The organism is Qaidamihabitans albus, assembly GCF_016464705.1.
GTDB lineage: Bacteria > Actinomycetota > Actinomycetes > Mycobacteriales > Pseudonocardiaceae > Qaidamihabitans > Qaidamihabitans albus.
In genome coordinates, this window is the sequence record NZ_JAEHOB010000018.1 from 44,393 (window position 1) to 67,253 (window position 22,861).

At 70.7% G+C, this 22,861-nt stretch carries 21 protein-coding genes; 14 read left to right on the top strand and 7 right to left on the bottom strand.

Annotation, left to right across the window (positions count from 1 at the left end):
* Positions 1 to 10 precede the first annotated feature (10 nt).
* Together JAP66_RS26860 and JAP66_RS26865 are read left to right on the top strand one after the other, a co-directional pair.
* Complete coding sequence (locus JAP66_RS26860; protein WP_199434639.1) at positions 11 to 904, top strand: ABC transporter permease; 894 nt, start codon at positions 11 to 13, stop codon at positions 902 to 904.
* Positions 905 to 933: 29 nt separating this feature from the next.
* A complete protein-coding gene (locus JAP66_RS26865; protein ID WP_199434640.1) occupies positions 934 to 2,601 on the top strand; it encodes an ABC transporter substrate-binding protein in 1,668 nt (555 codons plus the stop codon).
* A 32-nt stretch (positions 2,602 to 2,633) separates the two neighbouring features.
* Here the strand turns inward: JAP66_RS26865 and JAP66_RS26870 are convergent, their stop codons facing one another.
* From JAP66_RS26870 to JAP66_RS26885, 4 genes are all read right to left on the bottom strand, one after another.
* Entirely contained in the window at positions 2,634 to 4,097 is a 1,464-nt protein-coding gene (locus tag JAP66_RS26870; RefSeq protein WP_199434641.1) for an MFS transporter, read from the bottom strand.
* Between the two features lie 154 nt (positions 4,098 to 4,251).
* A complete protein-coding gene (locus JAP66_RS26875; RefSeq protein ID WP_199434642.1) occupies positions 4,252 to 4,725 on the bottom strand; it encodes a DUF4383 domain-containing protein in 474 nt (157 codons plus the stop codon).
* Between the two features lie 75 nt (positions 4,726 to 4,800).
* On the bottom strand, positions 4,801 to 5,928 hold the full coding sequence (locus JAP66_RS26880; RefSeq protein ID WP_199434643.1) for a glutathione-independent formaldehyde dehydrogenase: 1,128 nt from the start codon (positions 5,926 to 5,928) through the stop codon (positions 4,801 to 4,803).
* A gap of 111 nt (positions 5,929 to 6,039) precedes the next feature.
* Entirely contained in the window at positions 6,040 to 7,071 is a 1,032-nt protein-coding gene (locus JAP66_RS26885) for a LacI family DNA-binding transcriptional regulator (RefSeq protein ID WP_199434644.1), read from the bottom strand.
* A gap of 148 nt (positions 7,072 to 7,219) precedes the next feature.
* Between JAP66_RS26885 and JAP66_RS26890 the strand changes: the two genes are divergently transcribed.
* The 9 genes from JAP66_RS26890 to JAP66_RS26930 all read left to right on the top strand — a co-directional run bounded on the left by JAP66_RS26890 (position 7,220) and on the right by JAP66_RS26930 (position 17,621).
* Positions 7,220 to 8,449 carry an amino acid ABC transporter substrate-binding protein gene (locus JAP66_RS26890; RefSeq protein ID WP_199434645.1) on the top strand — a complete coding sequence of 410 codons (1,230 nt, stop codon included), beginning with the start codon at positions 7,220 to 7,222 and terminating at the stop codon, positions 8,447 to 8,449.
* A 7-nt stretch (positions 8,450 to 8,456) separates the two neighbouring features.
* Complete coding sequence (locus JAP66_RS26895; protein ID WP_199434646.1) at positions 8,457 to 9,341, top strand: branched-chain amino acid ABC transporter permease; 885 nt, start codon at positions 8,457 to 8,459, stop codon at positions 9,339 to 9,341.
* 4 nt (positions 9,342 to 9,345) lie between these two features.
* Positions 9,346 to 10,428, top strand: coding sequence for a branched-chain amino acid ABC transporter permease (locus JAP66_RS26900; RefSeq protein ID WP_307849733.1), 1,083 nt, complete (start codon positions 9,346 to 9,348; stop codon positions 10,426 to 10,428).
* Complete coding sequence (locus JAP66_RS26905; RefSeq protein WP_199434647.1) at positions 10,425 to 11,171, top strand: ABC transporter ATP-binding protein; 747 nt, start codon at positions 10,425 to 10,427, stop codon at positions 11,169 to 11,171. The genes JAP66_RS26900 and JAP66_RS26905 overlap by 4 nt, the downstream gene beginning before the upstream one ends.
* Positions 11,161 to 11,943: an ABC transporter ATP-binding protein gene (locus JAP66_RS26910; RefSeq protein ID WP_199434648.1), complete on the top strand. Its 783-nt coding sequence runs from the start codon at positions 11,161 to 11,163 to the stop codon at positions 11,941 to 11,943. The genes JAP66_RS26905 and JAP66_RS26910 overlap by 11 nt, the downstream gene beginning before the upstream one ends.
* Positions 11,944 to 11,975: 32 nt before the next feature.
* Positions 11,976 to 13,142 carry a Gfo/Idh/MocA family protein gene (locus tag JAP66_RS26915; RefSeq protein WP_199434649.1) on the top strand — a complete coding sequence of 389 codons (1,167 nt, stop codon included), beginning with the start codon at positions 11,976 to 11,978 and terminating at the stop codon, positions 13,140 to 13,142.
* Positions 13,139 to 14,293 carry a dihydrodipicolinate synthase family protein gene (locus JAP66_RS26920; protein WP_199434650.1) on the top strand — a complete coding sequence of 385 codons (1,155 nt, stop codon included), beginning with the start codon at positions 13,139 to 13,141 and terminating at the stop codon, positions 14,291 to 14,293. Before JAP66_RS26915 ends, JAP66_RS26920 begins: the two co-directional genes overlap by 4 nt.
* A gap of 65 nt (positions 14,294 to 14,358) precedes the next feature.
* Positions 14,359 to 15,213, top strand: a complete 855-nt coding sequence (locus JAP66_RS26925; protein ID WP_235999575.1) for a sugar phosphate isomerase/epimerase family protein — start codon at positions 14,359 to 14,361, stop codon at positions 15,211 to 15,213.
* 98 nt (positions 15,214 to 15,311) lie between these two features.
* Positions 15,312 to 17,621, top strand: a complete 2,310-nt coding sequence (locus tag JAP66_RS26930) for a PQQ-dependent sugar dehydrogenase (RefSeq protein ID WP_199434652.1) — start codon at positions 15,312 to 15,314, stop codon at positions 17,619 to 17,621.
* A 69-nt stretch (positions 17,622 to 17,690) separates the two neighbouring features.
* Here the strand turns inward: JAP66_RS26930 and JAP66_RS26935 are convergent, their stop codons facing one another.
* A complete protein-coding gene (locus JAP66_RS26935) occupies positions 17,691 to 19,103 on the bottom strand; it encodes a DUF4389 domain-containing protein (protein WP_199434653.1) in 1,413 nt (470 codons plus the stop codon).
* Positions 19,104 to 19,243: 140 nt separating this feature from the next.
* Here JAP66_RS26935 and JAP66_RS26940 point away from each other — a divergent pair, with 140 nt between their 5' ends.
* The 3 genes from JAP66_RS26940 to JAP66_RS26950 are packed head-to-tail and all read left to right on the top strand — an operon-like array spanning position 19,244 to position 20,752.
* The gene (locus JAP66_RS26940; protein ID WP_199434654.1) at positions 19,244 to 20,248 is read left to right on the top strand and encodes an Acg family FMN-binding oxidoreductase; all 1,005 of its coding nucleotides are present in this window, start codon (positions 19,244 to 19,246) and stop codon (positions 20,246 to 20,248) included.
* Positions 20,245 to 20,469: a PLDc N-terminal domain-containing protein gene (locus JAP66_RS26945; protein WP_199434655.1), complete on the top strand. Its 225-nt coding sequence runs from the start codon at positions 20,245 to 20,247 to the stop codon at positions 20,467 to 20,469. The genes JAP66_RS26940 and JAP66_RS26945 overlap by 4 nt, the downstream gene beginning before the upstream one ends.
* A gap of 25 nt (positions 20,470 to 20,494) precedes the next feature.
* Positions 20,495 to 20,752 carry an SHOCT domain-containing protein gene (locus JAP66_RS26950; RefSeq protein WP_199434656.1) on the top strand — a complete coding sequence of 86 codons (258 nt, stop codon included), beginning with the start codon at positions 20,495 to 20,497 and terminating at the stop codon, positions 20,750 to 20,752.
* A gap of 297 nt (positions 20,753 to 21,049) precedes the next feature.
* Here the strand turns inward: JAP66_RS26950 and JAP66_RS26955 are convergent, their stop codons facing one another.
* Positions 21,050 to 21,613 carry a PEP/pyruvate-binding domain-containing protein gene (locus JAP66_RS26955; protein WP_235999549.1) on the bottom strand — a complete coding sequence of 188 codons (564 nt, stop codon included), beginning with the start codon at positions 21,611 to 21,613 and terminating at the stop codon, positions 21,050 to 21,052.
* A 181-nt stretch (positions 21,614 to 21,794) separates the two neighbouring features.
* Complete coding sequence (locus tag JAP66_RS26960) at positions 21,795 to 22,706, bottom strand: universal stress protein (RefSeq protein WP_199434657.1); 912 nt, start codon at positions 22,704 to 22,706, stop codon at positions 21,795 to 21,797.
* Positions 22,707 to 22,861 lie beyond the last annotated feature (155 nt).

A 22,861-nucleotide genomic window follows, 5' to 3' on the forward strand; every position in this document is an offset into this window, starting at 1 on the left:
GGCGAGCGAGGTGAGTGAGCTCGGCATTCCCCCCGCGGGCAATGCGGCGGGACGGCGACTGCGCGGCACGTGGCGCGGCCTGCGCCGCTTCGTCCGTACCCAGCCGCTCGGCGCGATCGCACTGCTGCTGATCACGACGTTCGTGTTCGCCGCACTGTTCGCTCCGGTGCTCGCGCCCTACGACCCGATCGAGCAGAACCGCGAGCACCTGCAGGGAGCGCCCGACGGGCGCTTCTGGATGGGCACCGACGACCTCGGCCGCGACATCCTCAGCCGGGTGCTCTACGGCGCACGCACGTCGCTGCTGGTGTCGGTCGCCACAGTCGCCGCGGGCGGCGCGCTCGGCACCGTGATCGGCATCGTCTCCGGCTACTTCGGCGGGAGCTGGATCGACACCGCGCTGCAGCGGGTGATGGACACGATCATGGCGATCCCCGGCCTGGTGCTGCTGCTGTTCGTCGCCGCGTTGCTCGGGCCGAGCGTGCTCAACACGATCATCGCGCTGAGCCTGCTGGTCGTGCCGTCGTTCAACCGGGTGGCGCGCGGGGAGATGCTGCGGGTGCGCGAGGAGCTCTACATCGAGGCGGCGCGGGCCAACGGCTGCGGGCTGTGGCGGATCCTCGGCAGGCACGGGCTGCCCAACCTGCTGGCGCCGATGCTGGTGGTGCTCAGCCTGGTCTTCGCGATCGTCATGATCGCCGAGTCGGCGTTGAGCTTCCTCGGGATCGGCACCCCGCCGCCGATCCCGTCCTGGGGCCGCATGCTCAGCGAGGGCTCCCGCTACCTGGAGATCGCACCGTGGATGGTGGTCTTCCCCGGCGGCGTGCTGACGATCGCCGTACTGGCCTTCAACCTCCTCGGCGACGCCCTGCGCGACTTCTTCGACCCCAAGCAACTTCGCTGATCACCGCACAAGTGCCCAAAGGAGCGCACATGTCACTCGGAGGATCGAGAAAACGCCTCGCACGCTGGGTCGTGCCGATCGCCGCGCTGGCCTTGGCCGGCACAGCGTGTTTCCCGGATACGTCCGCGCCCGGCGGCGACAACACCGGGGACGGCGGGCAGGAGCAGGACGCGGGGCCGCCGCAGCCCGGCGGCATCTACCGCTACTCGCTGCCCTCGGACGCGCAGTCGCTCGATCCGCACAAGCAGTCCTCGTACAACACGCACGTCGCCATCGGGGCGAGCTACAGCAAACTGGTCGACTTCAAGACCGGGCCCGACACGCCCTACGGCTCCTACGAGCTCGAAGGAGACCTGGCCGAGGACTGGTCGGTCTCCGAGGACGGCGGTGAATGGACCTTCAACCTCCGCAAGGGAGTCAAGTTCCACAACGTCGCCCCGGTCAACGGGCGCGAGTTCACCGCAAGGGACGTGCTCTGCACGACCGAGCGCATCCGGCAGCTGCCCGGCCACCAGGTGAATCTGCTGAGCATGGTCGAGGACATCGAGGCGCCCGACGACCACACCGTCGTGTTCAGGCTCACCCAGCCGTACGCGGACTTCGCGACGAACATGGCGAACCACTTCATGTGGATGCTGCCTTGCGAGGGCACCGAGGGGAAGTTCGACCTCGGCACGCAGGCCATCGGCACCGGCCCGTTCGTCCTGGAACGCTGGGAGCGAAACCGCGAACGGGTGCTGACCGCGCATCCCGAGTACTACGAGCGGGGCAAGCCGTATCTCGACGGCATCCACGTCGCCATCGTGCCCGACCCGCAGGCGTCGATGGCCGCCATGCGAACGGGCAAGCTCGACTACCTCACCTCGCTCTCGTTCGACGAGAAGCAGGCGGAGACCCTGCTCAGCCAGCAGCCCGACTTCCAGCTCCGCAGCGAGCTCGGCCTGAACCCGATCCGGGTCTACATGAACCAGGCGGCGGAGCCGTTCGACGACGTGCGGGTGCGGCGTGCCGTGGCCCTGGCGATCGACCGGGCCGCCATGGTCGAGTCGCTGCGGCCAGGCGGGCAGGCCTCCGGGCCGGTGACCCCGTCGCTCTTCGGTGGTCTGCCGTCCGAGGAGGTCGAGCGGCTCCAGCCCTACGATCCCGAGCAGGCGCGGCGCCTGCTGGCCGAGGCCGGGTACCCCGACGGCTTCCGGACCGAGATGATCCTCACCAACGGCTACGGCGAGACCGTCGTCCGGGAGGCGCAGTGGGTGCAGCAGGATCTCGCCAAGGTGGGCATCGACGTTTCGCTCGACGTCCAGGACTACGCGACCTACTTCACCGAAAGCTTCGCCAAGCAGCGCTACCAGCTGGGCTTCGGGTTGCAGACCCCGATGCTCTCCGCCGACGAGTACCTCTCCACGGAGTGGCATTCGGAGGGCTCGCGGAACTGGTACGGGATCGATGATCCCGAACTGGACCGGATGATCGCCGAGCAGCGCGGCATCCTCGACGAGGCCGCGCGCGAGCGGAAGCTCGCCGACATCCAGCGCTACATCATCAACGAGGTCTCCAACCCGGTCACGCTGAACCTGTACGAGACCCAGGTGATCTACGCGCCCTACGTCCACGGCTCCTATCCGCACCCGGAGTACGGCGGCAGGCACCTCGCCGACGTGTGGCTCGGCCCGGAGGCGCCCGGCAGGCAGTCGTGAGTGCGGGCGCGAGTTAGAACTCGCGTAGGCACTCACGAGTGGTGAACAGGCCTCGCTCGCCGATCGGCCCGCCTGCCGGCGAGCGAGGCGAACACCGCCAGCACGGAGATCACCGTCATGCACAGCAGGGCCAGCCGGTAGCCGTCGACCAGTTGCCACAGGGCCTGCTCCGACACGGCGGAGATCGAGCCCGCGAAGGCGTAACGGCGCAGTTCGGCGGGCAGCGGGCTGGCGATCAGGGACAGCGCCAGCGCGGTGCTCACCACGACGCCGGTGCTCTGCGTCATCAGCCGCAGCGCGTTGACGATGCCGACGCGGTCCGGTGGCAGATCGTGCAGCAGCGCGGTGGCGTTCGCGGGCATGAACATGCCGGAACCGAGGCCGAGCAGCACCAGTGCCGACGCGATGACTCCGTAGGGGACGGTCGGTGACACAGTCACCAGCAGCACGGCGAGGCCGGCCGTGGACAGCACGGTGCCGCTGACCGCGATCGTGCGCGGCCGGAGGCGGTGCTGCAGGAACCCGGAGGACGTCGACGCGATCAACGCGCTGAGCGCCAGCGGCAGGATCTTCATCCCGGCGTCGAGCGGGCTCTCGTCGCGCACGGTCTGGTAGAACAGCGCGATCAGCAGGAGCACCGCCATCCGCGCGACCGCGTTGAGGAAGGAGGCGACCAGCCCGAACCCGAAGTACGGATCGCGCAGCAGGCCGAGGTCGACGACCGGGTTGCCGCTGCGCCGCTCGACCACGACGAACAGCGGCAGCAACACGGCGAAGGCCGCGACCGCGATCAGCACCGCGGGAGCGCCCCAACCTCGGTCGCTCACCTGCGACAACCCGAACAGCAGGCTGCCGAGGCTGAGCACGATCAGAATGTTGCCGAGCACGTCGATCTCACCGTCGCGGCCGTGTCCCGGAATCTTCCGCAGCGAGGCGGCACCCCAGGCGAGGCAGGCGAGGCCGATCGGCACGTTGTACCAGAACAGCCACTGCCAGCCGAACTGGTGCGTGAGGAAGCCGCCCAGCGTGGGGCCCACGAGCTGGGCCACCGAGAACGACGCGATGTAGACGCCCATCCCACGGCCGAGGTGCCGCCGCGGGAACGCATCGGTGAGCAGCGCCGCGCTGTTGGCGAGCAGCATCGCTGCGCCGGCCGCCTGGAGCAGGCGCAGCCCGATAAAGACCCACTCGGTGGGGGCGAAGCCGAGCAGCAGGCAGGAGAGGGTGTACGTACCCAGCCCGTACAGGTACATGGTCCGGCGGCCGAACATGTCCGCGAGCCTGCCGAACACCACCAGCAGCACCGTGTTGGTCAGCATGAACGCCAGCAACATCCAGCTCGCCGCGGTCGGGCCGGCGTCGTAGAACCGCACGACCTCGGGCAGGGCGACGTTGAAGGAACTGTTGCCGAGCGCGCTGAGCACGCTCGCCATGCTGACCACGGACAGCGCCCGCCACGCGTACCGCAACTGCGCTCGTTCCCCGCCGTCCGCCATGCGGCACGTCCTTCCGCCCCACCATCCCGTGCCGACAATACTAGAAGGTGATTCTAGATTTAGATACGGTCGGGGATGCAGCGTGGTGCGGGCGGCGCTCTCGTGAGTGCGCACGCGAGTTAGAACTCGCGTGCGCACTCACGAGGCGGAACCGTCAGGTCCTGGCCGGACCCCGGCCGAGCGCGCCGCCGAGCAGCACGCCCAGGCCGATCATGCCCACCGCAAGACCGAGGTGCAGCCAGTTGTCCGCCTCGTTGAGCGGCACGAAGTTGGCTGTCGACTCACGGTCGACGATCAGCCCGTAGACCCAGAGCGCCAGGTAGACGACCCCGCCGCCGATGAGGTAGGCCCTGGCCATCCCTGCTGTCCGCATCATGGCGAACCCGACGACGCCGAACAGCAGGTGCACGATGTTGTGCAGCACGGACACCGCGAAGACGCCCAGCAGCAGGGCCTCCGACTCGTGCCCGGCGAACGTCATGGCGTCGTAGTTCGTCGTCACGCCGGGAATGAAGCCCAGGATCCCCACGAGCAGGAACGTCGCGGAGACGACCGCCGTGGCTAGCTGGATCGGCGACCACCTGGTCCCGGCTGCCCTTCCCGTGGCGCGTGGCGATGGCTCGGTCATCACTCTTCCCTTCTTCGGAGGATCCGGCGGACCCCGTTGACACGTATCGGCGCTTCGCCCGCGCCGGCACGCCGTTCACGGCGTGAGGACGACCTTCGAGTAGCCCTGCTCGCGGCGGTCGAAGCGGGCGTAGGCGTCGGCCGCCTCGTCCAGGGGGCGGCGCTGGGAGACCACGAAGCTCGGCGCCGCCCGCCCGGCGACGATGAGGTCGCGCAGGTGCCGGTTGTAGGCCTTGACGTTGGCCTGGCCGCTGCCCATCCGCAGCCCCTTCTCGAAGTAGCGGCCGATGTCGATGAGGAGCTTGCCCTGCTTGGCCTCCTCGCTCGGGGCGCCGGGGTCCTGCGGCAGGTAGAGCCCGACGACGCCGAGGCTGCCGGTCGGGCGCACGGTCTCGATCAGGTTGTTCAGCACCACCGCGGGCTGCTCCTCGCCCTCGCTGACGGTGGCCTGGTAGCCGACGGCGTCGATGCCCTTGTCGGTGCCGCCCTGCGTGCGCTCCTTGATCTGCTCGGGCGCGGGCGCGCGGGTGAAGTCGATGGGGATCGCACCGATCTCCTCGGCCAGCCGCAGCCGGTCGGCCACTTTGTCGACGACGAACACCTGGGACGCACCGCGCAGCATGGCCGAGTACGCGGCCATCAGCCCGACCGGGCCTGCGCCGTAGACCGCCACCGTCTCGCCCGGCGACACGTGCGCCAGTTCGGTCGCGTGGTAGCCGGTCGGGAAGATGTCGGCGAGCATCGCGAAGTCGTCCTCGTGCTCCTCGCCGGGCGGTAGCTGCAGGCAGTTGAAGTCGGCGAAGGGCACCCGCAGGTACTCGGCCTGCCCGCCCGGGTAGGGGCCCATGCCGACGTAGCCGTAGGCGCCGCCCGCCGAGCCCGGGTTGACGGTGAGGCAGAACGCGGTGTTGCCCGCGAGGCAGTTGCGGCAGAACCCGCAGGCGACGTTGAACGGCATGCACACCCGGTCGCCTTCGCGGACGCTCGTCACGCCCGAACCGACCTGCTCGACGACGCCCATGTTCTCGTGGCCGAAGACGATGCCCGGTTCGGCGACCGTGCGGCCCTCGTACATGTGCAGGTCCGAGCCGCAGATGGCGGTCGTGGTGATCCGAACGACGACATCGGTCGGCTGCTCGATCCGGGGATCCTCGACCTGCTGGACATCGACCTCGTTCGGGCCCTGGTAGACAACTGCCTTCACGTCGCGCTCCCTGGTCGTGGTGGCCTTTTTCGCACCTTTCGACCGACTACCCGCACTGAGCGCGAACATGCACGAATGCGCGCATGTTCATGCCCCGGGTACGACGTGCCGTCAGCGGCGAGGCGGGGCGGTGGAGTCGCGAACCACCAGGGTGTGCCCGGCGAAGCGGCGGCGCGGCCGGCTGGAGCGCGGCTTGAGCGCCAGTGCCAGCGCCTGCTCCCCCATCTCCGTCATCGGCAGCCGGACCGTGGTCAGGGCGGGCGCGAGGTGCTCGGCGACGGCCACGTCGTCGAATCCCGCCACCGAGACCTCCTCCGGCACCGCCCTGCCGCGGGCCCGCAGCACCGAGAGCACGCCGATGGCCATGTCGTCGTTGAGCGCGATCACCGCGGTCACGTCGGGATGGGCGTCGAGGATCCGCCGCATGGCCTGCTTGCCACCCTCCCGCGTGAAGGCCGCCTCGACGACCGGCAGGTCCTCGATCGAAAGCCCGGCCGCACCCAGCGCCGCGGCCGCACCGGCGAGGCGGTCCGCGACCGTGGTCAGGGCCCGCGAACCGACGGTGAAGGCGATCCGCCGGTGGCCGAGGGAGAGCACGTGCTCGGCCACCGACCGGCCGCCGCCCGTGTTGTCCGGCAGCACCGCGTCGGTGCCGAGGTGGTGCCGCCCGATCACCGCCACGCGGCCGCCCGCCTCCTGGAAGGCCTCCAGCTCGTCCCTGGCCGCCGCCTGCGTCCGCGGCTCCACCGGCCCCGACCCGGCCACGACGATCGCGCGCACCCGGTTGGCGATCAGCGTCCTGATCTGCGCCAGCTCACTGTCCGGGTCGCGGCCGGTGTGGCAGATCTGCACGGTCAGGCCCTGCCGCGCGCCGACGCCGAGCACTCCGCTGGCGATCTCGGCGAAGTAAGGGTCGCCGATCTCGTGCACCAGCAACCCGACGCTGGAGCTTGCCCCGCCGGCCAGGGCGCGCGCATGCGCGTTCACCACGTAGCCCATCTGCGCGGCAACCGTGCGCACCCTGGCGGCGATGGCGTCACTGACCCCCTCGGACCCGGACAGCGCCCGCGACGCCGCGGCGATCGACACGCCCGCCCGCTCGGCGACATCGACGAGCCGGGGCCTGCCGCGATCCGTAGCCATCCGTGTTCTCTCCGTTCCCGTCCGCATGCGGCCACCGCCGCCGCGCACATGATCTCCCGATAACGCTTGCCACGACAGACGGAGCTACCTATGCTCCTGAAAGCGCTTACGAAAGCGCTTACACCAGGAACCCAACGGCGGGTGAATCATGAAACTTTCGAACGGTCTCCGGCTTGGAGCGCTCCTCTCCACCGCGGCCCTCGTGCTCACCGGTTGCCTCAGCGGGAACTCCGGGCAGGGTGGCGGCGAGGGGGGCGAGGACCCGATCCGGATCGGCATCTCACTTCCGCTGACCGGCGACTTCTCCGAACCGGGCAAGGGCGTGCGCCGGGGGTACGAGGCGTGGGCCGGGTACGTCAACGCTAACGGCGGGCTCCTCGGGCGCCAGGTCGAGCTGACGATCCTCGATGACCAGTCCAACGCCGACCGGGTCGCGGCCGACTACGAGAAGCTGATCAACCAGGACGGCGTCGACCTCGTTTTCGGCCCCTTCTCCACCCGCCTGGTGGTCCCGGCCGCGCAGGTCGCCGAGGATTACGGGTTCCTGTTCGTGGAGCCGGCCGGCGCCGCCGAGGAGGTCTTCACCCAGGGCTTCGACAACCTTTTCTACGCGGCCCCCGCGGTCGCCAACGACCACTACAACCACCTCGCCGAGGAGATCCTCGCGATGCCGGCGGGCGAGCGGCCCGAGACCGCGGCGTACGCCGTGATGGACGACCCGTTCGCGCAGGGCACCGCCTACGGCCTCAAGGAGAAGCTCGAAGCGGGCGGCGTCCGCACCGTGGCCGACGAGGTCTACCCGCCCAACACCACCGACTTCGGCTCGATCGCAGCCAAGATCGCCGACTCGAATGCCGACATCATGGTCGGCGGCACGCAGTACCAGGACGCGGTGAACCTGATCGTGTCGCTACGCCAGCTCGGCTACCAACCGGACATGGCGGCCTTCTCGACCGCGCCGACGAACCCGGAGTTCCCCAAGGCGATCGGCCAGCAGACCGAGGGAATCATCTCCCCCACCGGCTACACGCCCGAGGCTGACTACCCGTCCAACAAGGAGTTCGTCGACTACTACACGGAGCAGAACGGCGCACCGCCCAACGAGGACGAGGCCAACGCCTGGACCACCGGGCAGGTCGTCGCCGCCGCCGTCGAGGCCGCCGGGTGCGCCGACCCCGCCCCCGAATGCCAGGGCAAGCTCATCGACTGGCTGCACAACAACGAGGTCGACACCGTGGTCGGCCCGCTCAGCTGGGACGAGGCGGGAAGGCCGCAGGGCGCGCACCTCATCCAGCAGTACGTCGACGGTGAGATCAAGATCGTCCTGCCCGAGGACACCAAAGAGGCCGACCTGATCCACCCGAAGCCGAAGTGGTGAAAGCGGCGTGAGCGGACCCCTCCTCCTCCAGAGCCTCGTGCTCGGCGTGCTGCTCGGTGGGCTCTACGCCCTCCTGGCGGCGGGCCTGACGCTGTACTTCGGCGTCATGCGCGTGGTGATGATCGCCCACTCGGCGTTTCTCATCCTGGCTGCCTACCTCGCGTGGTTCTTCACCCGGGAGACCGGTCTCGATCCGCTGCTGTCGCTGGTGTTCACGGTGCCGCTGTTCTTCGGGGCCGGGGTGCTGATGCAACGGCTGCTGATCTCGCGGCTGCGCCCGGCGACGCTGACGATGATGTCGGTGCTGCTGACCTTCTCCATCGCGCTGGTGATCGAGGGCACGCTCGGCTTCGCCTTCAGCGGCACCCATCGCCGGATCCGGCTCCCCTACTCCGGCGCCCATTTCGAGTTGTTCGGCGCCAGCATCGCGGTGGTCAAGCTGATCGGGTTCGGCCTCGCCGGGTTCTCGCTGGTCGCGTTGTACCTGCTGCTGAAGAAGACCCGGTTCGGCCAGGCGCTGCGGGCGACCATGCAGCACAAGGACGCGGCGCAACTGGTGGGCATCAACACCGACCGGGTCGCCGGCTACGGCTTCGGGCTGGGGCTGGCGACGGCGGCGATCGGCGGGACGGCGCTGTCGCTGGACTCCACGATCTACCCCTCGCTGCACTGGCACTGGATCGGCCCGCTGATGGCGGTCATCGTCGTCGGCGGGCTCGGCAGCGTTCCGGGCGCCGCGATCGCCGCCATGGCGCTCGGTCTCGGCCAGAGCCTGCTGCAGATTCCGCTCGGCACCACGTGGGCACAGACGTTCTTCTATGTAGCGCTGTTCGCCACGCTGATGCTCCGTCCTCAGGGGTTCTTCGGAGGCCGCCTTGCGCAGCGATTCTGAACTCGTGACCGGCCACGGTCCTCGTGGCGGCCGTACGGCCGTCCGTGCGGCGAGGCTGGTCGGACTGCTGGCGCTGATCGCGCTGGTGATCGCCTTCCCGAGCATGGCACCGGACTCGTTCATCCTCTCGGTCGGCGTCGTGATCATGAGCTACGCCGTGCTCGCCACGTCGTGGAACTTCGTCGGCGGCTTCACCGGCTACGTTTCGCTCGGCCACGCGTCGTACTCGGGCCTCGGCGGCTATGCCACGGCCCTGCTGATCCTGCGCGCGGACGTGAACCCGTGGGTCGCGATGATCCTCGCCGGCCTGATCGTCGCGGCGATCGCGGTGCCGGTCGGCATCGCCAGCCTGCGGGTACGGGGAGCGTCGTTCGTCATCGTCTCGATCGCGCTGGTGCTGATCCTGCTGCTGGTCTTCCAGAGCTGGGGCACCTTCACCGGCGGATCCAACGGGCTGCGCATACCGCGCCCGTTCAGCGACGACGTGTTGCGTCCCGAGCAACACGAGCGGTTCTTCTACCTGCACGCCGCGCTGCTGGCCGTGGCGCTGCTGTGCTGGTGGGCGATCAACCGGTCCCGGTTCGGTATCGGGCTCAAGGCGATCCGCGAGGACGAGGACAAGGCGCAGTCGCTCGGGGTCCCGACGTTCGCCTACAAGCTCGTCGTGTTCGTGATCTCGGCGTTCTTCACAGCGCTGGCGGGCGGACTCTACGCGCTGTGGTTCGGTTTCCTCGACCCGATCTTCCAGTTCTCCATCCTCGTCGGCGCCTACATGGTGCTGATGAGCCTGCTCGGCGGCATCCGCAGCCTGTTCGGACCGTTGCTGGGCGCGGTGATCGTCGGCTACGCCATGGAGTTCTTCAAAGCCCAGTACGGCGACACCCAGGCACACCTGATCGCGATGGGCGCGTTGCTCGGCGTGGTCGTGCTGTTCATGCCCGACGGGATCATCCCGGCCCTGACCAACCTCGTGAACCGGCTCCGCCCGCAGGCCGCGTCGATTCGCGAGCTGAGCGCGGCGGAGCTCGCCGAGCAACGTCGTGAGGCCGAGGCGGCCGACGACACGAAGGAAGAGGTGCACCGATGAGCACGGACGCCGGGCGCAGCCTCGAGACCGAAGGGCTCACCAAGTCCTTCGGCGGCGTGCGCGCCGTCGACGGGGCGAGCGTGTCGTTCCACCACGGCAAGGTCAACGCGCTGATCGGTCCCAACGGGTCGGGCAAGACGACCTTCTTCAACTGTGTCACCGGGATGATCCGACCGGACTCCGGCACCGCGAGCTACCGGGGCAGGGACATCACCCGCAAGCCGCCGCACTGGATCGCCCGCGCCGGAATCGGCCGCAGCTTCCAGCTGTGCCGGATCTTCCCGCGCATGACGGTGCTGGAGAACATGCTGGTCTCGGTCCGCCCGCGCACCCTGCTCGCCCGGATCGTCTCGGCACGCCAGCGCGCCGACATGGAGCGGGCGCGCGAGCTGCTCACCCGCGTCGGCATCGACCACCTGGAGAACACCGAGGCCCGCGACCTGTCCTACGGCCAGCAGAAACTGCTCGAACTGGCCGGCGTGCTCATGGCGGGCCCGGAGACGATCATGCTCGACGAGCCGGCAGGCGGGGTGAACCCCGCCCTGATCGAGCGGATCGGCAGCCTCGTGCGCTCGCTCAACGCCGAGGGCAAGACCTTCCTGATCGTCGAGCACAACATGGACATGGTGATGAGCCTGTCCGACCACGTCGTCGTCTTCGACCGCGGCCGGCCGATCGCCGAGGGCACGCCGGACGAGGTACGGGCCGACCCGCGAGTGCTGGAGGCCTACCTTGGCATCTGAACAGCCACCGGAAGCGCACGACGAGTACCTGCTCGAGCTCGTCGACATCGAGGCCGGCTACGGCCGTGCGGCACTGGTGCTGCGCGGGCTCACCGTCCGGGTGCCGCCTGCGAGCGTGGTCTGCCTCGTGGGTCCGAACGGCGCCGGCAAGTCCACGGTGCTCAAAGTGGCCAGCGGCATGCTCACCCCGCGTTCCGGGCGGATCCTCGTGGGCGGCAAGGACGTCACCCGCCGCGGCCCGCAGCGAATGCTCGACGCGGGCCTGTCCCACGTACTGCAGGGACACAGCGTCTTCAAGGAGATGTCGGTGTCGGAGAACGTGCTGCTCGGCGCCTACACGATCAAGGACAAGGCAGAGATCGCCGAGCGCGTGGACTTCGTCAAGGGCCTCTTTCCGGTCGTGGCCGATCGGTGGAGCTCGCTCGCCGGCGCGCTGTCGGGTGGCCAGCAGAAGCAGGTCGAGTTCGCCCGCTCGCTCATGGTCAGCCCGCGGGTGGTGCTGCTCGACGAGCCGTCGATGGGCCTGGATCCCAAGGCAGCGGCCACGGTGTTCGAGCAGGTGGCTCGTATGCGCGACGCGGGCACGGCAGTGCTGCTCGTCGAGCAGAACGCCCGCCGCGGGCTGGAGACCGCCGACCTCGGCTGCGTCCTCGACCTCGGCAGGGTGCACATCTCCGGCCCGGCGGCCGACCTGCTCGCCGACTCCTCGCTCGGCGAGCTCTACCTCGGCACCCGCCGCCCGGATCCCACGGCCCCCACGACCACGCCCTGACGCCGCCTCCGACCCCGGGAGCAAGACGACCCATGACCACACACACCTACCGCATCCTGATGAACGGCGTCACCGGCCGGATGGGTTACCGCCAGCACCTGCTGCGCTCGGTCCTCGCCATCCGCGACGACGGCGGCGTGGCCCTCCCCGACGGCGGCCGGATCCAGGTGGAACCGGTGCTGATCGGCCGCGACGGCGGCAAGCTGGCCCGGCTCGCCGACGAGCACGGTATCGCCGACTGGAGCACCGACCTCGACACGCTCCTCGCCACCGACGACGCGCCGATCTACTTCGACGCCCAGATCACCGGCGAGCGCAAGAAGGCCATTCTCAAGGCCGTGCTGGCGGGCAAGCACGTCTACACCGAGAAGCCCGTGGCCTCCTCGGTCGCCGAGGGGATGGAACTCGTGCGGGCCGCCGAGCGGAGCGGGATCGTCAACGGCGTCGTCCACGACAAGCTCTACCTGCCCGGCCTGCAGAAGCTGAAGCGCCTGATCGACTCCGGCTTCTTCGGCCGGATCCTCTCGGTGCGCGGCGAGTTCGGCTACTGGGTCTTCGAGGGCGACCTGATCCCGTCGCAGCGGCCGAGCTGGAACTACCGCGCCGAGGACGGCGGCGGAATGGTCCTGGACATGTTCTGCCACTGGGACTACGTGCTGGGCAACCTCTTCGGCCGCGTGCGCGCGGTGACGGCGAAGGCGGTGACCCACATCCCCGAGCGCTGGGACGAGCAGGGCGCCCGCTACGACGCCACGGCCGACGACGCGGCGTACGCGATCTTCGAGCTCGACGGCGGGGTGATCGCGCAGGTCAACTCCTCGTGGGCGGTACGCGTCGAACGCAAGGAGCTCGTGGAGTTCCAGGTGGACGGGACGCACGGCTCGGCGGTCGCCGGCCTGTTCGGCTGCCGGGTGCAGCCGCGCGTGCGCACGCCGAAGCCGGTCTGGAACCCCGACCTGCCGACCACCGAGGATTTCCGCGGCCAGTGGGACGAGGTGCCGGACAACCAGGAGTTCGGCAACGGCTTCCGGGCCCAGTGGGAACGGTTCCTGCTCGACGTGCACCACGGCAGGCCGCACCCCTACGACCTGGCCGCCGGAGTGCGCGGGCTCCAGCTCGTCGATGCCGGGCTCACCTCGTCCGCGCAGGGCCGCCGGATCGAGCTACCCGCGGGTGAGCTCGGAAAGGAGACAGCATGAACCTGCACCTGCCCACGGCCGACGGCACCTGGGCCGAGATCGTGCTGCGGGAGCCGCGGCGGTGGAGGGAGCACCCGCAGCCCCACTCGTCGCGGACCGCCTTCGCCGCCGCGCACGTGGTCGCCGATCCACTCGGCGACAACACCCCCGGCGCGCCCGCCGCGGTCGACTGGGAGTCCACACTGGCCTTCCGGCGCGAGCTGCTCCGCTACGGCCTCGGCATCGCCGAGGCAATGGACACCGCCCAGCGCAACATGGGCCTCGACTGGCCCGCCGTGCGGGAACTGGTCCGCCGCAGCGCGGAGGAGGCCCGCGCCTACGACGCCCGGATCGCCTCCGGCGCCGGTACCGACCACCTCGACGAGATCGCCGACGTCGACGGGGTCATCGCGGCGTACGAGGAGCAGGTCGGCTTCGTGGAGTCATGCGGCTCACAGGTGATCGTGATGGCCTCGCGCCACCTCGCCCGCGTCGCCCGCTCCGCCGACGACTACCGGCGGGTGTACGAGGCGATACTGCGGCAGGTCGCCGAACCGGTCATCCTGCACTGGCTCGGCGAGGCCTTCGACCCGCAGCTGGCCGGCTACTGGGGCTCCACCGACGTAGCCACCGCGACCGAGACGTTCCTCGACCTGGTCCGCGAGCACTCGGCGAAGGTCGACGGGGTGAAGGTCTCGCTGCTCTCCGCCGAGCACGAGCGTGGCCTGCGCGCCGCACTGCCGGAGGGTGTGCGGCTCTACACCGGCGACGACTTCAACTACCCGGAACTGATCCGCGGTGACGGCGAGCGCCACTCGGACGCGCTGCTCGGCGCGTTCTCCCTCGTCGCTCCGGCCGCGTCCGCCGCGCTGTCCGCGCTCGACGAGGGCGACCTCGCGACGTACGACGCGGAGATGGCACCCACGCTGCCCCTCTCGCGGCACGTGTTCACCGCGCCCACGTTCTACTACAAGACCGGGATCGCCTTCATGTCCTGGCTGAGCGGGCACCAGCCCGGCTTCACCATGCTCGGCGGGCTGCAGTCGGCGCGCAGCGTCCCGCACCTGGCACGGATCTTCGCGCTCGCCAACGAGGCACGGCTGCTGCCGGACCCCGAGTTCGCCGCGCACCGGATGCGCCTGTGGCTGGAAGCGGCGGGGGCGGTCCGATGACGGACACCCGCCTCTCCCCCGCGTCGGCGCGTGAGCACGACGTCCCCTCCGGCGCGCCGGCCAGGATGGCCACCCCGCTGCCGGGCGACCCGCGGCTGGCCAGGCTGTCGCTCAACCAGCGCACCACCGCGCGCTGGTCGCTGCGCGAGGCGGTGGACGGCTGCGTCGCCGCCGGGATCGGCTCGATCGGCGTCTGGCGCGAGCCGGTCGCCGACACGGGACTCGAAGCGGCGGCGCGGATGATCCGCGATGCGGGACTGCGCGTTTCGTCGCTGTGCCGGGGCGGCTTCTTCACCTCGGCCGACCGGGCCGCGCGCGCGGCGGCCCACGACGACAACCTGGCCGCCCTCGACGAGGCGGCCGCGCTCGGCTGCGACGTGCTCGTGCTGGTGCCCGGCGGGCTGCCGGAGGGGGACCGCGACATCGCCGGTGCCCGCGACCGGGTGGCGGAAGCGGTCGCCGCGCTCGTGCCGGGCGCCCGCGAGCGCGGGGTCCGGCTCGGCATCGAGCCGATGCACCCGATCTTCGCCGCCGACCGCGGGGTGATCTCGACGCTGGGCCAGGCGCTCGACATCGCCGAGCAGCACCCGGCCGAGGTGGTCGGGGTCGTGGTGGACACCTTCCACGTCTGGTGGGAGCCCGGCGTGCTGGAGCAGATCGCCCGCGCCGGACGACGGATCGTCAGCTACCAGGTGTGCGAGTGGATCACCCCGCTGCCCGCGGACAGCCTGCTCAGCCGCGGGATGATGGGCGACGGCCACATCGACTTCGGCTCGCTCACCCGCGCCGTCGCGGCGGCGGGCTACACCGGCGATGTCGAGGTCGAGATCTTCAACGCCGACGTCTGGGCCGCCCCCGGAGCCGACGTCGTCGCCACGCTGGCCCGCCGCTACGCCGAGATCGTGGAGCCGCACCTGTGACGGCTCCCGCCCCGGGGGCACGACCGGACCGGGGCCGACCGGGCTGCCGCACGACCGGCAGCGCCGACCAACCCGCGAAGTAGGGATGGAGTCCAACGATGGGCAAACAGAGATGGTGGGTCCCCGTGATCACCGCGGCGGTGCTCACGGCGACCCTGGTGGCACCACCGGTGGTGGCCGCCCAGGGCGAGCAGCAGATCACCGACCCGATTCCGGAGGAGCCGAAGCAGTCCCGGCTCGGCCTGGTGCTCGAGGAGTACGCGCAGCTCCCCGAGTCCGAGCCGACCCCGGAGCCGACCGACCGCAGGCTGATGCGGCACAACCGGATCAACTACATCGGCGAGGTCCCCGACGGCTCCGGCCGGATGTACGTTCCCGACCTCAACGGTCCCCTCTACCTCCTCGACGGCGACCGCCAGCACGTCTACCTGAACTTCAAGGAGCGCTTCGAGGACTACTTCTCCGGCCGCGGGCTCGGCAGCGGTTTCGGCTTCGCCACCTTCCACCCCGAGTTCGAGAGCAACGGCAAGCTCTACACGGTGCACACCGAGGACCGGGACGCCATCGCCGAGAAGGAGCCGACCTACCCGAACCAGCCGAACGCGTTCGTGCAGAGCGTCGTCACCGAGTGGACCGCGGACGATCCCTCGGCCGACGTGTTCTCCGGAACGCAGCGGGAGATCTTCCGCTTCGGGTTCACCACGCAGATCCACGCGATCCAGCAGATCGACTTCAACCCGACCGCACGGCCGGGTGACGCGGACTACGGCCTGCTCTACCTGGCGGTCGGAGACGGCGGCATCGGCGTGAACACCGACGTGCCGCAGGACATGAGCACACCGGCGGGCAAGATCCTGCGGATCGACCCGCAGGGCACCGACGGCCCCAACGGCCGGTACGGCATTCCCCCGGCCAACCCGTTCGTCGGCACGCCCGGCACGCTGGGCGAGATCTACGCCGTCGGCATGCGCGACCCGCACCGGTTCACCTGGGACCGCGGCGGGAACAATGCGATGTACCTCGGGCACATCGGTCAGCACGCGATCGAGGCGGTGTACGAGGTGCGGGCCGGCGACAACCTCGGCTGGAGCGAGCGCGAGGGCCGTTTCCGGTTCGACCCGGAGAACCAGTGCTACCTGTACCCGCTGCCGGAGGACGACGAGAAGTACGGCTACACCTATCCCGTCGCGGCCTACGACCACGACCCGCCGCCGAACTGGCCGTGCAACTCCGACAGCGGCCACGCGATCTCCGGTGGCCAGGTGTACCGCGGCGCCGACCTGCCCCTGCTGCGCGGCAAGTACATCTTCGGCGACCTGGTCGACGGCAGCGTCTTCTACACCGATGTCCACAAGATGAGGCGCGGCAAGGACCGGGCGCCGATCCACGAGCTGCAGCTGTTCAACAGTGACGGCGAGCGGATGCGGATGCCCGACTTCGTCGGCGACGGGCGCATCGACCTGCGCTTCGGCACCGACTCCGCGGGTGATCTCTACCTGCTCGCCAAGGCCAACGGCAAGATCTGGAAGGTCACCGGCACCCGCTGGGGCGCCGGGTCCGAGGTCACCAGGAAGGTGCAGCGCGACCTGGTGGCGCACTACGACTTCGAGCACCCGTTCGCGGCGAACGACGCCAAGGAGCTCGACCGCGGATCGTCGCGGACGCTGCTGGACCTCGTCAACGGTGGTGAGGACATGCGGGTCGCCGACGGCGCCTTCCCCGGCAGCAACAACGCCCTCCAGTTGCGGCAGGTCAACCCTGGCGAGGCCGGGAACGACGACTGGAAGGCGGGGGTCTGGGACGGCGACGCCGACGGCGTGGAGTCGCTGAGCGCGTTCAACGGCACCGAGGGCGCGACGGTGATGGGCTGGTTCAAGATGACCGGCGAGAACCCCAGCCCCAACTCCACGACACCGGACCCGGACGACTACTACAACGCGGTCGGCCTTGCCGGGATCCTCAGCGGGGACTCCGACGGCCACGGCGTCCGGGCACTGCTGGAACTGATCAACGTGGACGGGGAACTGCGCCTGGTGGCGCTGGGCCGCCGGATCGACGGCGGCAGCTCGCAGACGTTCGCCGCGCAGCAGGACTGGCGTGAGCTGCTCCCGCTTGACGAGTGGGTGCATCTGGCGGCGACGTTCGACTACACCACCGGGGAGATGGCGCTCTACCGCAACGGCAAGCCGGTTCCCGGGTTCTACACGAACGCGGGCGACCCGTGGCAGGTCGACGGGTCCGGAACGACCGCGAGCAACCCGCGCGGGATCAAGATCGGCGGCAGCTTCCCGCAGAACGACAGGGAACGCAATCCGTGCAATTGCCGGATGGACTCGCTGATGTTCCTGAACACGTCGGCGGACGCCGACACGATCGGGCAGCAGTACCGGCGGTTCCTGAAGCACTGACACCGGGACGCACGCGTGCGGGGTCCGGCCGGACCCCGCACGCGTGTCCGCGCGCCGTGCCGCGATCGCTCAGCCCGGCACCGCGGCGCGCTCCGGCGGCCGCGACGCCCGGTGCGCCGCGACCCCGAGCAGTGCGGCCCCAGCCGCCAGGAACAGCGCGCCGGAGGCGAGCACGGCAACGCCGATCCAGGGCAGCGCGGGAACGGTGGCCCCGGCCTCCGTGCGCACGCTGACGCCGGGCGCGGCATCGGCGTTCATCACCACGACGGTCCAGTCACCAGCACCTGCCGGCCAGCTCACCGTCTGCGTACCGGGACCGCTGGACCGCGCCGCCCAGATCCCCGCCGCGTCCGGTGCGGTCTCCGGCGGTCCTCCACTGTGGAATGTCAGGGAACCGTCGGCGGCGTCGCGGATCGTGGCGTGCTCGACGCCGGCCAGGTAGCGGGCGGCCTCGTCGGCCGGCGCGATGCCGACGAACACCGGATCGAGCGGGTCGGTGCCCACCACGCGGACGCGGACGTCCCCGACGGTGCCCGGCAGCCACCGCACGGACTGCTCCGTGAGGGCCACGCGCTCGGTCGTGAGTGCGTAGCCACCGGTGTCGATGGTGCTCTCCAGCGAGAGGTACCCGTCCGCGCCGCGCTCGACCCTGTCCGCCCACAGCAGTGCGGCACCGCCGGTGAGCAGGCCCATCGAGGCGAACGCGAGCACCGCGCCCACGACCACCGAGGCGACGCGGCCGGGCGTCCAGTGATGCGCATGCGGTTCGGCCGGCACCATGGGAGCAGGCGCGGCCGGCCGGTCCTCGACCGGGCCCGCGGGATCACGGCCACCCATGTCCAGCCGGAACGGCGGGTACTCGTCGGTCATCAGCCCGGCATAGGCCGCGACCCGGATGATCCAGCGGTCCATGCCGAGCACGAAGTCGAACACCGGCCTCGGGTACTGCCCGGTCACCAGCAGCAGCACACCGGCGATGAGGAGGAGGATGCCGATCAGCCCGCTGGCACCCCAGGTGAAGCCGTCTTCGGCGGGCCGCCAGGCCAGCCACAGGCCGCCACCGGCGAACAGGCCAACGACGAGGTAGTGCGGGATCGCCAGCAGCCACCACTTCACCAGCACCAGCCCGCGGGACAGCCGCGTCGGGTAGTCGACCTGCAGCCGGGCCGGGTAGTCCGGCACGTCGGCGAGGGTGAACGGGGGGTAGCGGTCGGTGCCGAGCGCGGCGTAGGCGTAGTACTGGACGCGCCAGGTCCAGCGCAGCACCCCGACGTTGAAGTCGAAGATCGCGCGGGGGTAGCGGCCGGTGAACAGGATGGCGAAGAACGCGACGACGCTGAGCACGCCGAACGCGGTCCAGAGCAACGCGAGCAGCACGTAGTGCGGGAAGGCGAGCAGCCACTTCACCAGCCACCGCCACCGGGACAGGCCGGGATCCAGCTCGGCCTCGACCCGGACCGGGTACCGCTTGGCGGTCGTCATGCCGGTCATCTCCTTCGAATGTTCCTGGTGCCATCCGAGGGTGCGCCGCCGCCCCGGCGGCAGGGCAGGAGCGAAAGTCCCTTCCGCCGGTGGCCTCCGGCCCTGCTGACTCCGCGGGCGCCGGGCGCACATTTGGTGCCATGGACCCTCGACTTCCCGATGACGACACCGTCGGCACCGCACTGGCGCTCGCGGGCCGGGCGCCTTCTGTGCACAACTCGCAGCCCTGGCAGTGGCGAATCGGCGGCCGGACACTGCACCTCTACGCCGACCCGCGGCGGCGGCTGCGGGAGGCCGACCCGGACGGCCACGATCTCGTGCTCAGCTGCGGCGCGGCGCTGCACCACCTCAGGGTCGCTTTCGCGGCACTCGGCTGGCGCACCGACGTCCACCGGCTGCCCAATCCCGCCGAACCGGACCACCTGGCCGCCGTTGAGCTGCACCGGCAAGACCCCGGACCGGACGAGATCACGCTGGCGGCGGCGATTCCGCGCCGCCGCACGGACCGGCGGCGCTACAGCTCATGGCCGGTGCACCCGGCACAGGTGGCGGCCATCGCGGCCCGGGCCGCCGACGAGGGTGCCCTGCTGCGAGCCGTGGACGGCCCGGCCGAGCGGCACCAGCTGGTGCGGGCGATGATCGAGGCGTCGCAGAGGCACGCGGCGGACCCCGCCTACCGGATTGAGCTCGCGGTGTGGAGCGGACGGCACGGTTCGGCCGACGGCGTGCCGGCCAGGAACGTCCCGCCTGCCGTCGATGTCTCCGATGCCGCGCCGATGCGCGAGTTCACCGATCCCCGCCTCGCGCAGCCGTCCGGCTCGGCGACCGAGCCGGACGCGGCCGTGCTGCTGGTGCTCAGCACCGCGTCCGACGACCGCCTCTCCCGGCTGCGCGCCGGCGAGGCCACCAGCGCCGCACTACTCACCGCGACCGCAGGCGGCCTGGCCTGCTGCCCGCTCACCGAGCCGCTCGAGTTCGCCGACACCCGCGCGCTGCTCCGTGATCGGGTCACCGGCGGGAACTTCCCGCAGATGGTGCTGCGCACCGGCTGGACGCACGTGAACGCCGACCCGCTGCCCGCGACGCCGCGGCGTCCGTTCGCCGAGATCGCGAGCGGCCTCGGCGAACGCGAGGTGACCCGGTGACGGGCCCGGGCCCTTCGACGCGGCGGGCCGTTCTGGCGGCCGCCGTGGCGGTCCAGGTCGCGCTCGCCGCCTCCGCGTGGGCGGACCTCGCTCACCGCGGCGCCGACGAGGTACGCGGGCCAAAATGGCTCTGGGGACTGACCATCGGAGTCAACTTCGCCGGGCCGCTCCTCTACTGGCGCTTCGGCAGGCGCGGCCCGGCACTGGTTCCCCTCGACTGAACCCGATATCGAACGGAGACATGTCATGCCTTATCAGGATTGGGGTCACGGTTACGGCGGCGGCTGGCTCGGCGGGCTGCTGATGCTCATCTCAATGGTGCTGCTCTGGGGCGGGCTGATCACCGTGGTGGTGATCCTCCTGCGCCGCTTCACGCACCCGGGCGGCAGCGGCGGCAGAGACGGCGGCAAGGATGACGCGCTGCGCATTCTCGACGAGCGCTTCGCCCGTGGGGAGATCGACGAGGAGGAGTACGAGCGGCGGCGCACCGCGCTACGTCGTTGAAGGGCCGTCGTCGATGGGCCCGGCCGGGCCGACCAAGCGGGCCCGGCCGGACGCTCACGTGCAGGTCGGTGCGTCCCCTGCCGGGATCCTCGCGCCTGCCGTCGAATCGCTCCCAGTCCTGCTGCCACTGGCGGAGCCGGAGACGGTCGAGGGCCCTGCGCGCAAGAAGGAACGTCCCGGCGGAGGCCAGGACCGCACCGAGCCAGTTCGAGCCGTCGCACAGCTCGGCACCCTGCTCGGGTGCGCTCAGGACGCGGACCGGCCCGGTCGCCATGCCGGGCGAGGCCGCCAGCCCGGTCACGAGTGGCTCCGCCGTGGCGGGCTGGTCCCGCTCGGTGGCCGGCCGCCCGGCCGCCTGGCCGGAGAGCTCGACCCGCCGGTCCCGGCCGTCATCGCCGCGCACGATCTCGAACCGCTTGTCACCGATGCGCACGCGCGCAGGTGCGGGCCGTCCTTGGCGACGACGTAGGTGTCGAGCTCCACCGCGCCGCTGACGATGGCTTCGCCCTGCCCGAAGGACGCCTCCACCACGACCAGCGACCGGTCGCCGGTTCGCGGGTCAGCCGTGAAGATCACGCCGGCGCGCTCCGTCCGCACCATGCGCTGCACGACGATGGCGATCGCCGGTTCGGCGGTGTACCCGCGCCCGGCGCGGTAGGCCACGACACGGGGAGAGAACAGGGACGCCCAGCAGTCCGCGACCCGTTCGAGCAGGGCGTCGTCGCCGGAGACGTTGGTGAAGCTGGCGTTCATCCCGGCAAACGAGGCGTCGGCGCTGTCCTCACCGGTCGCCGAGGACCGGACGGCGACCGCGGCGGCGGGCCCCAGCCGGTGGTAGGCGGCGAGCACCTCGCCGCGCAACCCCGTCGTCGAGCACCGCCTTGCCCACCAGCGTCCGCATCCGTTCGCAGTGGGCGGCGAGCCGCTCCGGTTCCGCGGCCAGGTCTTGGACGTGTGCCATGAGCTGTCTCCGTTCAGGACGTGCTGACGGCGCGACCGGCGAACGCCGGATCGCAGTGCCATTCCCGCGAGCGCGGGGCGGTTACGTCACTTCGCCCGGCCGCACGACCAGCACCGGGCACTCGGCGTGATGGATCAGCGCCTGGCTGGTCGAACCGAGCAGCATGCCGCGGAAACCACCACGGCCGCGGCTGCCGACCACGACCAGTTGTGCCGTACGGGATCGTTCCAGCAGCTGGTGCCGCGGCCGGTCGAGTACGACCACGCGTTCCACCTGGACGTCGGGGTACTTCTCCGGCCAGCCGGCGAGGCGCTCGGCGAGCAACCGCTGCTCGTCCTGTTCGTGCGGCCCGCCTTCGAAGTACACGCGGGCCTGGTTGAAGGCGCTGTCGTACTCGACGTCCAGCCACGCGTGCACGGCCACGAGCGGCGCTTCGCGCAGCGACGCCTCCTCGAACGCCGCGGCGATCGCCCGCTCGCCGACCGGGCTGCCGTCCACACCCACCACGACCGGACCTTCCACCGGCGGCCGCGCCTCGCCCTCGCGGTACCGTACGACGGTGACCGGGCATGCCGCGTGGCTCGTCACCGCGACAGCGGTGGATCCGGTCAGCATGCCGGTGAAGCCGCCCCGTCCCGACGAACCGAGCACCACCATCCGAGCGGCGCGGGATTCCTCGACCAGCGCCCGGACCGGTGGCAGGGGTGGCATCGCCGTCCGGACCACCAGGCCGTCCGCGACGGTCCCGGCCTCTTCGGCCGCCGCGGCGAGGATGCGCTCGCTGTCGGCGTCCAGCGCGGCGTAGATGTCCGCGGCCGGAGGCAGCTCGCCACGGTAGAACTCGTCGGCGGCGTAACCGTATCCGTGCACGATGCGCAGGTCGGCGTTCCGCTGGACCGCGGCACGCGCGGCCCAGCGGAGGGCCTCCGTGGCGGCGGCGGATCCATCGACGCCGACCACGATCGGGTCCGCCGCGATGTCCGTGGCACTCATGTGTCACTCCCTCGTCCGGTACCTGTCGTTTCCGAACGTAGGGGCGGGCACTCCGCGTCCGCTGTGGTCGTTGGTCCCCGGTGGTGGGGTCTTTCGGCCACGGACGTGGAGACGCCCGGCCAGTGCTGGTCAAGGGTCGTGAGTGAAGAACCGTG